The organism is Stenotrophomonas sp. 278, from assembly GCF_003935715.1.
In the GTDB taxonomy this organism is placed as follows: Bacteria; Pseudomonadota; Gammaproteobacteria; order Xanthomonadales; family Xanthomonadaceae; genus Stenotrophomonas; species Stenotrophomonas maltophilia_AH.
Genome location: NZ_RHPP01000120.1, coordinates 1 through 13,083, shown reverse-complemented (window position 1 = coordinate 13,083; position 13,083 = coordinate 1). Strand labels below are relative to the sequence as shown.

16 protein-coding genes and 2 pseudogenes are annotated in these 13,083 nt (G+C 66.8%); 2 read left to right on the top strand and 16 right to left on the bottom strand.

Going from position 1 to position 13,083, the window contains the following annotated elements; translation table 11 throughout:
* Positions 1–113 (top strand): annotated as a pseudogene (locus EGJ34_RS16880) (Holliday junction resolvase RuvX); the annotation flags it as partial.
* A 17-nt stretch (positions 114–130) separates the two neighbouring features.
* Positions 131–1,081, top strand: a complete 951-nt coding sequence (locus EGJ34_RS16875) for an aspartate carbamoyltransferase catalytic subunit (protein ID WP_125361650.1) — start codon at positions 131–133, stop codon at positions 1,079–1,081.
* 143 nt (positions 1,082–1,224) lie between these two features.
* On the opposite strand, the gene EGJ34_RS16870 is transcribed toward EGJ34_RS16875, so the two are convergent.
* The 16 genes and pseudogenes from EGJ34_RS16870 to EGJ34_RS22870 all read right to left on the bottom strand — a co-directional run.
* Entirely contained in the window at positions 1,225–1,680 is a 456-nt protein-coding gene (locus tag EGJ34_RS16870; protein ID WP_125361649.1) for a transposase, read from the bottom strand.
* A 196-nt stretch (positions 1,681–1,876) separates the two neighbouring features.
* Entirely contained in the window at positions 1,877–2,680 is an 804-nt protein-coding gene (locus EGJ34_RS16865) for an alpha/beta hydrolase-fold protein (protein WP_125361648.1), read from the bottom strand.
* 67 nt (positions 2,681–2,747) lie between these two features.
* Positions 2,748–3,014: a hypothetical protein gene (locus tag EGJ34_RS16860; protein WP_125361647.1), complete on the bottom strand. Its 267-nt coding sequence runs from the start codon at positions 3,012–3,014 to the stop codon at positions 2,748–2,750.
* 13 nt (positions 3,015–3,027) lie between these two features.
* A complete protein-coding gene (gene mgtE / locus EGJ34_RS16855; RefSeq protein ID WP_125361646.1) occupies positions 3,028–4,389 on the bottom strand; it encodes a magnesium transporter in 1,362 nt (453 codons plus the stop codon).
* Between the two features lie 91 nt (positions 4,390–4,480).
* A complete protein-coding gene (gene ptsP / locus EGJ34_RS16850) occupies positions 4,481–6,229 on the bottom strand; it encodes a phosphoenolpyruvate--protein phosphotransferase (RefSeq protein WP_125361645.1) in 1,749 nt (582 codons plus the stop codon).
* A gap of 1 nt (position 6,230) precedes the next feature.
* The gene (locus tag EGJ34_RS16845; protein ID WP_125361644.1) at positions 6,231–6,500 is read right to left on the bottom strand and encodes an HPr family phosphocarrier protein; all 270 of its coding nucleotides are present in this window, start codon (positions 6,498–6,500) and stop codon (positions 6,231–6,233) included.
* Positions 6,493–6,885, bottom strand: a complete 393-nt coding sequence (locus tag EGJ34_RS16840) for a PTS fructose IIA subunit family protein (protein ID WP_125361643.1) — start codon at positions 6,883–6,885, stop codon at positions 6,493–6,495. Before EGJ34_RS16840 ends, EGJ34_RS16845 begins: the two co-directional genes overlap by 8 nt.
* Before the next feature lie 55 nt (positions 6,886–6,940).
* Positions 6,941–7,834, bottom strand: coding sequence for an RNase adapter RapZ (gene rapZ / locus EGJ34_RS16835; protein WP_185750217.1), 894 nt, complete (start codon positions 7,832–7,834; stop codon positions 6,941–6,943).
* Positions 7,831–8,781, bottom strand: a complete 951-nt coding sequence (hprK, locus tag EGJ34_RS16830) for an HPr(Ser) kinase/phosphatase (protein ID WP_125361642.1) — start codon at positions 8,779–8,781, stop codon at positions 7,831–7,833. The genes rapZ and hprK overlap by 4 nt, the downstream gene beginning before the upstream one ends.
* Positions 8,778–9,230 (bottom strand): PTS sugar transporter subunit IIA, encoded by a 453-nt coding sequence (locus EGJ34_RS16825; RefSeq protein ID WP_125361641.1) that lies wholly within the window; start codon positions 9,228–9,230, stop codon positions 8,778–8,780. Before EGJ34_RS16825 ends, hprK begins: the two co-directional genes overlap by 4 nt.
* A 21-nt stretch (positions 9,231–9,251) precedes the next feature.
* Entirely contained in the window at positions 9,252–9,569 is a 318-nt protein-coding gene (raiA, locus tag EGJ34_RS16820; protein ID WP_125361640.1) for a ribosome-associated translation inhibitor RaiA, read from the bottom strand.
* Positions 9,570–9,624: 55 nt separating this feature from the next.
* A complete protein-coding gene (locus EGJ34_RS16815) occupies positions 9,625–11,067 on the bottom strand; it encodes an RNA polymerase factor sigma-54 (protein WP_125361639.1) in 1,443 nt (480 codons plus the stop codon).
* Between the two features lie 42 nt (positions 11,068–11,109).
* Positions 11,110–11,829, bottom strand: coding sequence for an LPS export ABC transporter ATP-binding protein (gene lptB, locus EGJ34_RS16810; protein ID WP_125361638.1), 720 nt, complete (start codon positions 11,827–11,829; stop codon positions 11,110–11,112).
* A complete protein-coding gene (lptA, locus tag EGJ34_RS16805) occupies positions 11,829–12,383 on the bottom strand; it encodes a lipopolysaccharide transport periplasmic protein LptA (protein ID WP_125361637.1) in 555 nt (184 codons plus the stop codon). Before lptA ends, lptB begins: the two co-directional genes overlap by 1 nt.
* A gap of 65 nt (positions 12,384–12,448) precedes the next feature.
* Positions 12,449–13,009, bottom strand: coding sequence for an LPS export ABC transporter periplasmic protein LptC (gene lptC / locus EGJ34_RS16800; protein WP_125361636.1), 561 nt, complete (start codon positions 13,007–13,009; stop codon positions 12,449–12,451).
* Positions 13,006–13,083 (bottom strand): annotated as a pseudogene (locus EGJ34_RS22870) (phenylphosphate carboxylase subunit delta); the annotation flags it as partial. The gene lptC and the pseudogene EGJ34_RS22870, both read right to left, overlap by 4 nt.

Sequence of the window (13,083 nt, the reverse complement as noted above, 5' to 3'; positions counted from 1 at the left end):
GCGCCGAGGGCCGCAAGCGCCGCCGTGACGCGGCCACCCTGGATGCGGTCGCTGCCGCCGTCATCATCGAGCGCTGGTTGTCCGCGCCGGATGACGCCACCCCTGTTTCCTGACCCCTCAGATTCCCGCCATGACCGCCACGCAACTCGATTCCGATGGACGCCTGCGCCACCTGCTGACCCTGGAAGGTCTGCCCCGCGAAACCCTGTTGCAGCTGCTGGACCGTGCCGGCCAGATCCGCGACGCCGCCGTCGGCCGGGTCGGCAACAAGCGCCAGGTGCTGGCGGGTTCGGCGGTGTGCACGCTGTTCTTCGAACCGTCCACCCGCACCCGCAGCTCGTTCCAGCTGGCGGCGCAGCGGCTCGGGGCCGACGTACTGAACTTCGACGCGTCCACCTCGTCCACGCGCAAGGGCGAGACCGCCTGCGACACCTTGAAGAATCTGGAGGCGATGGGCGTGCGCGGCTTCATCGTCCGTCACCCCGACGACGGTGCCGTGGCCGCGCTGTCGCAGGCGGCAGGCGAGGGCACCGCGCTGATCAACGCCGGTGACGGTCGCAGCTCGCATCCCACCCAGGGCCTGCTCGACATGCTGACCCTGCGCCAGGCCAAGGGCGCGGATTTCTCGAAGATGAAGGTGCTGATTGTCGGCGACGTGAAGCATTCGCGCGTGGCCCGCACCGACCTGCACGCACTGCGCACCCTGGGTGCCGGCGAGATCCGCGTGTGTGGCCCGCAGTCCCTGCTGCCGGACGACGAAACCCTGAAGGGCTGCATCGTCGGCCAGGACTTCGACGCCATGCTGGAAGGCGCGGATGCGCTGATGATGCTGCGCCTTCAGCGCGAACGCATGGAAGAGGGCCTGGTGCCGTCGATCGAGCAGTACCACGCCGAGTACGGATTGACCGCCGAGCGCCTGAAGCGCGCCGGCCAGGACGCCGCCGTGCTGCACCCGGGTCCGATCAACCGTGGCGTGGAAGTCACCGACGAGGTCGCCGACGGCCCGCAGTCGTGGGTGTTGCGCCAGGTCGCCAACGGCGTCGCCGTGCGCATGGCGGTGCTGGAGACGTTGCTGGGGTAATGGGCGCTGCCCGGTTCCCGGTGGGCCGGCCAACGGCCGGCGCTACCGTGGGATGACGGAATCAGGGGATTCGTGGGCCGCGCGCGATCCCGGTAGCGCCGGCCGTTGGCCGGCCCAGGCGGTACATGGCGCATTCGCATGCATTACGGATCCAGGGACCACCGACACCATGCGTACGGATACTCACCAATCCGCTCCGCCAATCCCGCACGAACGGGATTGCCCATGATGTATCGGGCATGGCGGATCACTGCCGCGTCGGCACGCAGGCAATGGTCGTGATAGCCGGGTTGCCACACCTTGCCCTGACGCCCGAGAGATCGATTGAGTGCAAGTGCTGTTGACGATTTGAGTCGTCGGGCCACATGCGCAAGAGTGCTTTCGCGCAACTCGAACATCCAATGGATGTGGTCGGGCATGACCACCCACGCCAAGGTTTTGGTACAGCCGATTTGATCAGAGCGACGGAGCTGCATCACGACAAACTCCACCGCGTCGGGTGTTTCGAACCACCGCGCGTTCTGTGTGCACCTCGTGGTCAAAACATAGGCGTGGCCGATCATGCTGCGGCGGCCAAACCGAAGGCGATTGCTGCTCATGCGTCGATGTTGCACGCGGAGTTTCGCTGGTGCTGTCAGTCAGTTCCGTTCGAGTCTGTCGTCCTCTGAAGGCCTGACGGGTAGGAAGTGTTGCGAGGGCCGGCCAACGGCCGGCGCTACCGGGTGGCGGCCGCAGATGTCGAGTCACGGGTAGCGCCGGCCGTTGGCCGGCCCAGGCGGTGCATGGTGCGCGCGATTACCCCCGCCGCTGCGCGAACATCCAGGTCCACATCTGCGCATCGGCATACGTGGCATCCCACGCATTGTGGTTGCCCTGCGGATACTCGGTGTAGCGAACATCCTTCGCGCCCGCCGCATCAAACGCCGCCTTCAAACGCCGGTCGTCATCGGGCTTGACCACGTCATCCAGTGCGCCATGGAACATCCAGATCGGCGTCTCCTTCAGCCGCTGCGCCATCACTGCATACGGGTCCGCCTCATGTGCGACGGACTCGACGAACAGGGTGGGGCGCACCGCGCGCGGCACCAGCACCGCGCCGCACACCGGCACAATGGCCGCAAACCGCTGCGGCTCATGCAGCGCGATGTTCCAGCTGCCATAGCCGCCCATCGACATGCCAGTCAGGTACTGTCGGCCCGGATCAGCACCGAACTCGGTGATCACCGCATCCAATGCCGCAGTCGCTGCACGATTGTTGTCGCCTGACCATTCCTCGTCTTCCGGCACCTGCGGCAGCACCACCAGCGCAGGGAAACTGTCGGCATGCCGGCGCAGATACGGCCCGATGCCGGCTTGCGTCTGTGCCCGGTTGTCACTGCCACGCTCGCCGGAGCCATGCAGGAACAGGACGACCGGCAACGTGCCCTTCTGGGCCCGCGCACCGCGCGGAATGAACACCTGGTAGTGCACGCTGCGACCATCCAGCATCACCGTACGGGCGTCAAACCGCCCGGTGGCATCGCCTCGCGTCGGCGCGCAACCCGCCAACATCAGCAGCGCCGCCATGTACAGCAGCCACCCCATCGAACGTCGTGCCATGCCCCATCCTCGACTGAAATCGTTTTCAGTCTAGTGGTCCGCGACGTACAGGGCATCTTGCAGCGCATCAGTCCAGGCGTGGCGCGGCGGCCAGGATCTCCAGCTGTTCAATGGCTTCGGGGTGGCCTTCGGCCGCAGCGGCCTGCACCTGGGCAAGGGTAGGGTGCACCACCAGCAGGATCGGGTTCTCGCACTCGGGGCAGTCAAACTCGGCCTCGTCCTCGTGCAGCTCCATCGTCATCTGCCGCGCGCTGCCCCGCCACTCGCAGGCCGCGCAGGTGTGCACCTGTTCGCGCCAGCCAGGGGTGAAGTAGTTGTCCAGGGTCACGGCCATGCGGGTTCCGAAGTCAGTGCAGCAGGATGAGGGTGGCCAGGCCGAGGAAGCTGAAGAAGCCCATCACGTCCGTGACGGCCGTGACCACCACGGTGCCGGCCACGGCCGGATCGACATTCATGCGCTTGAGCAGCAAAGGCAGCAGCACGCCGGCCAGCGCCGCCGCGCAGAAATTGATGATCAGCGCCAGGGTGATCACGATCGACAGCAGCAGGCTCTGGAACCAGACGAAGGCGATCAGTCCGACCACGGTGCCTATCAGCGTGCCGTTGATCAGCGCGACCCGCATCTCTTTCCACAGGAGGATGCGCGCGTTGCTCTGGCCGACCTGGCCCAGCGCGATGCCTCGCACCATCAGCGTCAATACCTGCACGGCGGCATTGCCGCCGACGCCGGCTACGATCGGCATCAGCACGGCCAGCGCCACCACCTTCTGCAGAGTCAGCTCGAACTGGCCGATCACGCTGGCAGCAAGGAAGGCGGTGCACAGGTTGATGCCCAGCCAGACCACGCGGCCGCGTACGGCGCGCTTGATCGGCGAGAACAGGTCTTCCTCTTCGTCCAGACCGGCCGCGCCCAGCGCCTGGTGCTCAGCCTGTGCGCGGATGATGTCCACCACGTCATCGATGGTGATGCGGCCGAGCAGGATGTTGTTGTCGTCCACCACCGGCGCGGACACCCAGTCATGGTCGGAGAACTGGCGTGCGACTTCCTCGGCGCTTTCGCCCACGTCGATGGCCGGCTGCTCGTCGTCGATCAGCCGGTTGATGGGGGTGTTGTCTTCATGGGTGACCAGCGCGGCCAGCGACAGGCGGCCCAGGTACTGATGGCGGCGGCTGACCACGAACAGGTGGTCGGTGTGGTCGGGCAGTTCCCCGCGCAGGCGCAGGTAGCGCAGCACCACGTCCACGTTGACGTCGGCGCGCACGGTGACCACGTCCGGGTTCATCAGGCGGCCGGCGGTGTCCTCGGGATAGGACAGCACCTGTTCCAGCCGCTCGCGGTTTTCGCGGTCCATCGACTTGAGGACTTCGTCGATGACCGTGTCCGGCAGGTCCTCGACCAGGTCGGCCAGGTCGTCGATGTCCAGGTCTTCGACCGCGGCGATGATTTCGTCCGGGTCCATGTCGGCCAGCAGGCTTTCGCGCACTTCCTCGCCGACGTGGACCAGCACTTCGCCGTCGTCTTCCGGGTCGACCAGCCCCCACACCACTTCGCGCTTGCCGGGCGGCAGCGATTCCAGCAGGTTGCCGATTTCGGCCGGTGCCAGGGTATTGACCAGCCGGCGCACGGGCCCAAGCCGGCCGCTGTCCAGTGCATCGGACAACAGCCGCAGCTGGCGTGCCGTCTTGTCGTGGCGTACGGCTTCGGCCATGCGCAGCTCCCGCAGAAAAAGAAAAGGCCGCTATCCTGTACAGGATGCGGCAACAGGGGTGGTCACCGCGTCATTATCGCTTGGATTTGTGTCAGGGCGCGACGCTCTCGATCCACCGCTCGATGCCACGTCGGTCGCGCGCGGCCAGCAGCTTGGGTGCGGCTGCCTGCAGCTGGGCCCAGTCACTCTCACGGATCACCCGACGCACTTCCAGCAACGTGGCCGGGTGCAGGCTGAATTCTTTCAGACCCAACGCGAGCAGCAACCGGGTCATGCGCGGATCGCCTGCAATCTCTCCACACACGGCCACGGGCGTCGCGTGTTCGTGCCCAACCCGCAGGATCTGCGCGATCAGCCGCAGCACCGCCGGGTGCAACGGCGAATACAGCTCGCCCACCGCTTCGTTGTTGCGGTCGGCGGCGAGCAGATACTGCACCAGGTCGTTGGTGCCCACGGACAGGAAATCGACCAGGTCGATGAAGTTTTCCAGCGCGATCGCAGCTGCCGGCACCTCGATCATCGCGCCGAACGGAATATGCTCGGCCACTTCATGGCCTTCCGCACGCAGCAGCTGGGTCTGCTTCTGCAGCCGGCGGCGTACGGCCAGCACCTCCTCGCGGGTGCTGACCATCGGCAGCAGAATACGCAGCTTGCCGTAGGCCGAGGCGCGCAGGATGGCGCGCAGCTGGGTATCGGCGACCTTGGGACGGGCCAGTGACAGGCGCACGCCGCGCAGCCCCAGCGCCGGGTTGTCCTCGTTGCTCAGGGTCAGGCCGGTGCGGTCGGCCTTGTCCGCGCCCAGGTCCAGGGTACGGATGGTGACCGGACGGCCGTTCATGCCCAGCGCAGCGTCGCGGTAGGTTTCGAACTGCTCCTGCTCGTCCGGCAGTTCGTCTCGCTGCAGGAACAGGAACTCGGTGCGGTACAGCCCCAGCCCGTGCGCGCCCAGCGCATGCGCTTCGGTCACGTCTTCCAGCGACTCGGCGTTGGCCAGCAGGGCAATGTCGACCTTGTCCACGGTGCGGCTGGGTTTGGCCCGCAGCCGGCCCAGTTCGCGCTGCTCGCGGGCCTGTTCGCGCAGCCGGGCCCGGTAGTCGCGCAGGTCGCCGGCCTGTGGATTGACAGTGACGCCGCCGCTGCTGCCATCCACGATCAGCACGTCGCCATCGTTGATCTTCTGCAGCGCGCCCGGGGTGTTGACGATCAGCGGCAGATGCAGGCTGCGCGCCAGGATCGCGCTGTGCGACAGCGCGCTGCCGCCGACACTGACGATGCCGACCACGCCATGCGCCTGCAGCTGCGCCAGTTCCGACGGCGCGATGGTGTCGCAGACCAGGATTTCTCCGGCCAGTCCTTTGACGTCCGGCGGCCGCTTGTGCAGGAACGCATGGATGCGGCCGATCACATGGTCGAGATCGTCCATGCGGCTCTTCAGGTAGGCATCGTCCATGCCATCGAAGACCTTGGCCAGACGGTCGCGCTGGACCCGCAGGGCGTAGCCGGCGCTGTAGGGACCGCTGCGAATCAGCTCATCCAGCCCGAACAGCAGCTCGGGGTCGTCCAGCAGCAGGGCGTGCAGATCGAGGATCTCGCCCATTTCCTTGTCCAGCGCCCCTTTCAGGCGCTGGCGCAGTTCGTGCATTTCCACCCGTGCCGCGTCCACGGCCTCATGCAGGCGGACCAGCTCGGCGTCCACCATGATGGCGGGGATGCGTTGCTCGGCCACTTCCAGCACGTGCGGCAGGCGCACCCGCGCGCGACCCAGTGCATGGCCACGGGCGGCCCCATGGCCGGTCAGCAGCAGCGCGCCGGAAGCGGTCCGCGACGGCTGCCCGGGCATGTCAGTTGTCCTCGTCGAAGCGCCGCTCGAACAGGGACACCACAGCGTCCATCGCGGCGGCTTCGTCTTCGCCGTCGATGCGCACGGTGACCGGGGTGCCCTGGCCCGCGGCCAGCAGCATCACGCCCATGATGCTCTTGGCGTTGATCTCGCGGCCGCGCGCAATCATGGTCACATTGCAGCGGAACGGAGCCAGCTCCTGCACCAGCTTGGCAGTGGCCCGGGCATGCAGCCCCAGGCGGTTGGATACGGTGAGTTCACGTTCAAGCATCGTCGACAATCGCTCCATTGCGAGTGCCCGCCGCCGCAGTGGCGGGCAGTTGATCCAGTCCCTGTTCCGGATAATTCATCACTCGCAACAACATCGGCAGGCTCAGCGCCGAGACCCGGCGGGCCGGGGTGCCCAGGCGGGCCAGCTGCGCCGCCAGATTGCTCGGGCTGGCACCATACAGGTCGGTCAGGATCAGCACGCCCTCGCCACTGTCGACCCGGCGCAAAGCGGCCGAGGCGAGCGGGAGCAGGGCGTCCATGTCTGCGTCGAACGGTACTTCAAATGCTTCGGTTTTCAGCGGCAGGTGCCGCAGCAGCCGGGTCGCCACTTCCAGCAGGGAAGCGCCAACACCAGGATGCGTTACAAGGAGAATGCCACAGGTCATTACCGCACGTTAGCAGGTCAAGATGAATTGGGACTAGGGGGCGACGCGGGATTGTCTAATCCAGTTCACGATGGAACGTGGCAACTTCCGGCCAACCCTGTTCGCGGGCATGGCGGGCCATGCGTTCGGCCAGGTACACCGAACGGTGTTTGCCGCCGGTGCAGCCAAAAGCGACAGTCACGTAGCTGCGGGTGTCGTTGCCCAGCCTGGGCAGCCAGGTGTCCAGGAAGTCGGTCAGCTGCGCGACATAGCGCTGCACGTCCGCCTGGGCCTCCAGATAATCGCGCACCGGGGCCTCGCGGCCGGACATCGGGCGCAGTTCCGGGTCCCAGTGCGGGTTGGGCAGCACCCGGGCGTCGAACACGAAATCGGCCTCGGCCGGTACGCCACGCTTGTAGGCGAACGACTCGAACAGCAGCGACAGTTTGTTGCCGTGGCTGAGCGCGAACTCGGTGACCACCTTGCGGCGCAGCTGGTGCACGTTCAGGCCGGTGGTGTCGATCACCGCGTCGGCGGCACGGCGCAGCGGCGCGGTGAGTTCGCGCTCGCGGGCGATGGCCTCGGGCAGCGAAAGGCCCAGCTGGCTCAGCGGGTGCCGGCGGCGGGTGTCGGCGTAACGCTTGAGCAGGGTTTCGTCGGTGGCATCGAAGAACAGCAGCTGGGCATCCAGGCCGGCGGCCTGCGCGTCTTCACGCCAGTGCGAGAGCTGGCCCAGGTCGGTCTGGCCGCGCACGTCGATGCCCACCGCCATGCGCCGCGGCGCGGATCCATCGTGGCTGCCAAGCAGGCTGCGCACGAAATCCGGCAGCAGCAGGATCGGCAGGTTGTCCGAACAGTAGTAGTCCAGGTCCTCGAAGGTCTTCAGCGCGACGGTCTTGCCGGAGCCGGACAGGCCGCTGACGATGATGAGGGTGGCGGCGGCGGTGTCCCGTGGGGCGACAGTGCTCATGGCGTGCGGCGTTCCAGCAGGTTGCTGTGCCGGGCGATGAACATCGCCGCGGGATCAATGCCCTTGGTACGCAGAATGTGCAGCCGGGTGGCCGCCTCGGTCAGCACCGACAGGTTGCGGCCAGGCATCACCGGCAGGGTGATCAGCGGCACGTCCAGGTCCAGCACGTGGCGGGTGCCGGAATCGCCGGTCAGGCGCTCGTAGCCGTGAGGGGTGGGTTCGGTCATGGGCTTGGTCAGGTGCACGATGAGCCGAAGGTACTTGTTCTTCTTTACCGCCGTGTCACCGAACATCTCGCGCACATTGAGCACGCCCAGGCCACGGACCTCCAGCAGGTCCTGCAGCAGCTCCGGGCAGGTGCCATCGAGCACGTCCGGGGCGATCTGGGTGAACTCCGGGGCGTCGTCCGCCACCAGCCGGTGGCCACGGCTGAGCAGCTCAAGCGCGAGCTCGCTCTTGCCCGAGCCGGCTTCGCCGGTGATCAGCACGCCAATGGAGTAGATCTCCATGAATACGCCATGCAGGATTACCCGCGGGGCCAGGGTGCGGGCCAGGTGGTAGGACAGGTGGTTGAGCAGCTCATGGCCGCGCTTGGGTGAGATCCACAGTGGCGTGTGCGATTCGTCCGCGGCCGCGCGCAGGTCTTCCGGGCACGGCTGGTTGCGGGTGATCACCAGCGCCAGCGGGTGCGACTGCATGATCCGTTCGATGGTTTCCCAGCGCTGGCGCGAATCCAGCGAGTCCAGCCAGGACAGTTCCTCGGTGCCGAGGATCTGGACCTTGTTGGGGTAGATCGCGTTGAGGTAGCCGGCCAGTGACGGGCGCCGCGACACGGTGTTGCCGGCTTCCAGTTCGCGGCGCTCGCCGGCCTGGCCGGCCACCCAGCGCAGTGCAAGGCGGTCGCGCTGTTGTTCGAACAGCTCGCGTGCGGTGATGCTGGTATTCATGCGGCGCTCGCCGGAGGGGATAACTCGAGAATCTGACGCAGGGCCTGGTCATCATGCGCGTCGCGCAGGGCCTGGCGGACCGCCGGCTCGGAGAACAGCTCGGCCAGCTCGGACAGCAGCATCAGGTGTTGATGGGTGTAGTGGGCCGGGACAGCCATGGCGAACACCAGGTCCACCGGCTCGTCGCCGCCGAAGTCGACCGGCTGCTCCAGTCGCAGCAGGGCCCCGCGCGGGCGTTCCAGCAGCGGGGCGCGGCCGTGCGGGATGGCGATGCCGTGGCCGATGGCGGTGCTGCCCAGCTGTTCGCGCTGGCAGAGGTTCTGGAAGATCAGGTCGGCGTTGGCTTCGCGGCAGGCCAGCAGGCTGGCCGCGGCCTGCAGCACGCTGTCGCGGTCGGCGGCCGGCAGCACCTGGGTGCGCACGGCCGCCAGTAGGTCAGTCAGGGGCATGTTGGGGAGAACATGGGGGCGTCAGCCACCATTGTCGCTCACCGGCACGGGGGCGTGCTGCTGTTTCTTTTCCTTCTGCTTGATCACCAGGCGGTCAAGCTTGTCGGCGAGCAGATCGATCGCGGCATACATCGTCTGGCCACCGGCTTCCGCGTGCAGGGTCTGCCCGGGGATGTTGGCACTGGCGTCGACGTGGTGTTCGTTCTTGCGCAGCGCCAGGGTGACCTTGATCTCGCAATGTCGGTCGAAGTGCTTCCCGATCCGGCTGAGCTTTTCTTCCACGTAGTTCTGCAGGGCCGGGGTCACTTCCACGTCTTTGCCATACGTTTCGATTTGCATCGGTTGTCTCCTTTTCGGATTTGCCAATGAACCTTCCCGCCGGGCGCATGGAGCGTCAGGCGATACGTACTCTTTCGTGCGAGGCGGAAATGTTCATGGCCTCACGATACTTCGCCACGGTGCGTCGCGCTACCGGTATGCCCGAGGATTTGAGCAGGTCAGCCAGCTTGGCGTCAGAAAGCGGCTTGCGCGGGTTCTCGTCGTCGATCAGGCGGCGGATCATGGCCTGGATCGCGGTGCTGGAGGCCTCGCCGCCGCTGTCGGTATCGATCCCCGAGGCGAAGAAGCTGCGCAGCGCCAAGGTGCCGCGCGGGGTGCGCACATATTTGCGGGCAATGGCGCGGGAAATGGTCGATTCGTGCAGGCCGAGCTCGCCAGCGACCTCGCGCAGGGTCAACGGGCGCAGGGCCTGCTCGCCGAACTCAAGGAAGGCCGACTGCTGCTGCAGCAGGCAGCGCATCACCCGCAGCAGGGTCTCACCCCGGGCCTCCAGGCCCTTCAGCAGCCAGCGCGCCTCCTGCAGGTGGGCGCGCAGGTAGCCGGCGTCGCTCTCGCCACAGCGACGGATCATCTGTTCGTAGCCGCGATGGATGACCACCCGGGGGCCGGCATGGCCGGCCAGGGCCGCGCGCCATACGCCGCCCTGTCGCCAGACCACGCAGTCGGGCACCACGTAGCTGTCGTGGGCCAGTTCGCCGATCTGGGTGCCGGGGCGGGGGTCCAGCGAGCGCAGCAGCTGGACGGCAGTGTCCACTTCGGCGGCCGGTACCTTCAATTCGTGGGCCAGGCCGTCCACGCCGCTGCGCGGCAGGCGCTCCAGCGGCCCGTCGGCGATGCGTCGGGCCAGCGCCAGGCCGGGGGTGGCCGGGTCCAGTACGTCCAGCTGCAGCTGAAGGCACTCGCCCAGGCTGCGCGCGCCGACGCCGATCGGGTCGAAGCGCTGGATCTGATGCAGCACGGTGAGGATTTCCGCCGCGTCAGCGCGGATGGCCGGCAGCAGGGTGTCGGCGATGGTCGACAACGGCTCGCGCAGATAACCGTCCTCTTCCAGCGCATCGATCAGCGCGGCACCGATGTTGCGGTCACGGACGGACAGGTGCGACAGATGCAGCTGCCACAGCAGATGGTCGGCGAGGGTTTCGGTTTCGGCCACGCGCTCGGCCGCGCTGCCGTTGTCGTCGTCATCGAACGAGCCGCCGCTGCCGCCGCTGCTCCAGTCGGCCTCGCCCGGTGCCCAGTCGTCGTCGCTGCCAGCGCTGCGCTCGGGGTGATCGTCGGGGCCGTCGCTGGCTTCGCGGGAGACCTCGTCCGGGCCGGGCGCTGCGTCGAGGCTGGGCGGGTCGTTCTCCGCCCATTCCAGCAGCGGGTTGGTCTCCACCGCCTCGGCGATCTCCAGCTCCAGTTCCGTGGTGGACATCTGCAGCAGCTTGATGGCCTGACGCAGCTGCGGCGTCATGACCAGTTGCTGTCCCAGCGATGTCTGCAGCCGTGCCTTCATGCCTGTGCCCAACGGGGGGAGGGCGCCGTAGCGGCCGGCGGGTCAGAGCTTGAAGGTGTCTCCAAGGTAGACGCGACGGACGTCGGCGTTGTCCAGGATTGCGTCTGGTGCACCCTGCGCCAGTACGCTGCCTTCGTTGAGGATATACGCGCGGTCGCAGATTCCCAAGGTTTCACGGACATTGTGGTCGGTGATCAGCACGCCGATGCCGCGCTGCTTGAGGTGGGTGACGATGCGCTGGATCTCGCCCACCGAGATCGGATCGACGCCGGCAAAGGGTTCGTCAAGCAGGATCAGGCGGGGCTGGGCGGCCAGGGCACGGGCGATTTCGCAGCGGCGGCGTTCGCCGCCGGACAGGCTGGCACCGAGCTGTTCAGCCACATGGCCGATCTGCAGTTCGTCGAGCAGCGAATTCAGCTCCTTCTCGCGGCCGGCCGCGTCCAGGTCGTCGCGCAGCTCCAGCACCAGGCGGATGTTGTCGGCCACGGTGAGCTTGCGGAACACCGAGGGTTCCTGCGGCAGGTAGCCCACACCCTGTTTGGCACGGGTGTACATGGGGTCGGCGGTGATGTCCTTGCCGTCCAGCACGATGCTGCCGGCATCGGCTTCCACCAGCCCCACGATCATGTAGAAGCACGTGGTCTTGCCGGCACCGTTGGGGCCGAGCAGGCCGACCACTTCGCCGGCATCGAGGGTCAGCCCGAATTCCTTGACGACTTCGCGCTGCTTGTATTTTTTTCGCAGACCTTTGGCGACCAGCATTACTTCTTGCTCCCGGCAGTGGGCACGGTGGTCTTGGTGGGGGCCGGTTTGGCCGCCGGTGCAGGGGTCTTGTTCTTGGGCGGAATCACCGTGCGTACGCGGCCACCGTCGCCGCCGCTGTTCATTTCGCCCGTACGGGTGTTGTAGGTCATCTTCTGGCCGCTGTTGATGCCCTGCGCGCTCTCGACCCGGTAGTTGCCGGTCAGCACGATGACTTCGCCCTTGATGTCGTAGTCGATCTTGTCGGCGCGCGCGTTCATCCAGCTGCCATCATCCAGCTGCTGCTTCATCGTGGCCTGCTTGCCGGAAAACACCGCGCGCACGGCCTCGCCGTCCTTCATGTGGATGTCTGCCTGGGCGGCACGGATTTCCAGCGTGCCCTGGGTGATGATCACGTTGTTGGACAGCGTGATGACGCCATCGCCAAGGAACGAGCCGGACTGGGCACCGGACTCGATGTTCATTTCCTTGTTGCGGTCATCGGTGCGCGCCTGGGCGGTGAAACCCGGGAGCAGCAGGCAGATGGCGAAGGCGGCGGCGTAGAGGATCTTCATGACGGGGGGCTTTCCTGCCAGATTCGTGGAAGCGGCCGTAGCCGTCCGTGGATTGTCGGGGCGCATCACTGACGGGGCGTGTAACGGCTCTTGACCTGGCTCCGGAAGTGGTAGGTCTTGTCGCTGGAGTTCAGGTCGAAGCCGACACCGGACTGGGTCATGCCCGGCCGGGTCAGGGTGACCAACGCGTCGGTGCTGGCCTTGTTGTCATTGGGGAACACGTCCAGATGGTCGGTGCGGAAGGTGGTCGGCGGCACGCTGGGCACCTTGGGGCTGTCACCACTCACGTTGCCGGTGAGCTTGAGCTGGTCACCCTTGGCACTGACCCAGCCCTTGTCGCTGCGCAGTTCCCAGTGATTGCCGTCGCGATCGGGCAGCAGGAACAGTGGCGTGGCGATGACCATGGTTTCGTCGGCGCGGCTGCGCTCCAGCAGCGGGGCGCGCAGGGTGGTGGATTCCTTGCCCTGCTCGTCCAGTGCGACGATCTGGAAGTCATGCAGCACGTAATCCATGCTGGCGTCGTCGCTGGCCGCCGGCTCGGGCTTGTTGCGGTCACGCAGAAGTGACCAGCCGCTGAGCAGGGCTGCGACCAGCAGGACGCCGCCGATGGCGGTACGCCAGTTCATGCGCCAAACCTCGCCAGCACCGCGTCCACATGGCCCTGCGCGGCCAGCAGCACGTCGCACAGCTCACGCGCGGC

What these genes read in the sequence shown, in the direction of transcription:
- EGJ34_RS16875 (WP_125361650.1), top strand. Translation starts at nt 131, where the DNA reads ATGACCGCCACGCAACTCGATTCCGATGGACGCCTGCGCCACCTGCTG.
- EGJ34_RS16870 (WP_125361649.1), bottom strand. Translation starts at nt 1,680, where the DNA reads ATGAGCAGCAATCGCCTTCGGTTTGGCCGCCGCAGCATGATCGGCCAC.
- EGJ34_RS16865 (WP_125361648.1), bottom strand. Translation starts at nt 2,680, where the DNA reads ATGGCACGACGTTCGATGGGGTGGCTGCTGTACATGGCGGCGCTGCTG.
- EGJ34_RS16860 (WP_125361647.1), bottom strand. Translation starts at nt 3,014, where the DNA reads ATGGCCGTGACCCTGGACAACTACTTCACCCCTGGCTGGCGCGAACAG.
- mgtE (WP_125361646.1), bottom strand. Translation starts at nt 4,389, where the DNA reads ATGGCCGAAGCCGTACGCCACGACAAGACGGCACGCCAGCTGCGGCTG.
- ptsP (WP_125361645.1), bottom strand. Translation starts at nt 6,229, where the DNA reads ATGCCCGGGCAGCCGTCGCGGACCGCTTCCGGCGCGCTGCTGCTGACC.
- EGJ34_RS16845 (WP_125361644.1), bottom strand. Translation starts at nt 6,500, where the DNA reads ATGCTTGAACGTGAACTCACCGTATCCAACCGCCTGGGGCTGCATGCC.
- EGJ34_RS16840 (WP_125361643.1), bottom strand. Translation starts at nt 6,885, where the DNA reads ATGACCTGTGGCATTCTCCTTGTAACGCATCCTGGTGTTGGCGCTTCC.
- rapZ (WP_185750217.1), bottom strand. Translation starts at nt 7,834, where the DNA reads ATGAGCACTGTCGCCCCACGGGACACCGCCGCCGCCACCCTCATCATC.
- hprK (WP_125361642.1), bottom strand. Translation starts at nt 8,781, where the DNA reads ATGAATACCAGCATCACCGCACGCGAGCTGTTCGAACAACAGCGCGAC.
- EGJ34_RS16825 (WP_125361641.1), bottom strand. Translation starts at nt 9,230, where the DNA reads ATGCCCCTGACTGACCTACTGGCGGCCGTGCGCACCCAGGTGCTGCCG.
- raiA (WP_125361640.1), bottom strand. Translation starts at nt 9,569, where the DNA reads ATGCAAATCGAAACGTATGGCAAAGACGTGGAAGTGACCCCGGCCCTG.
- EGJ34_RS16815 (WP_125361639.1), bottom strand. Translation starts at nt 11,067, where the DNA reads ATGAAGGCACGGCTGCAGACATCGCTGGGACAGCAACTGGTCATGACG.
- lptB (WP_125361638.1), bottom strand. Translation starts at nt 11,829, where the DNA reads ATGCTGGTCGCCAAAGGTCTGCGAAAAAAATACAAGCAGCGCGAAGTC.
- lptA (WP_125361637.1), bottom strand. Translation starts at nt 12,383, where the DNA reads ATGAAGATCCTCTACGCCGCCGCCTTCGCCATCTGCCTGCTGCTCCCG.
- lptC (WP_125361636.1), bottom strand. Translation starts at nt 13,009, where the DNA reads ATGAACTGGCGTACCGCCATCGGCGGCGTCCTGCTGGTCGCAGCCCTG.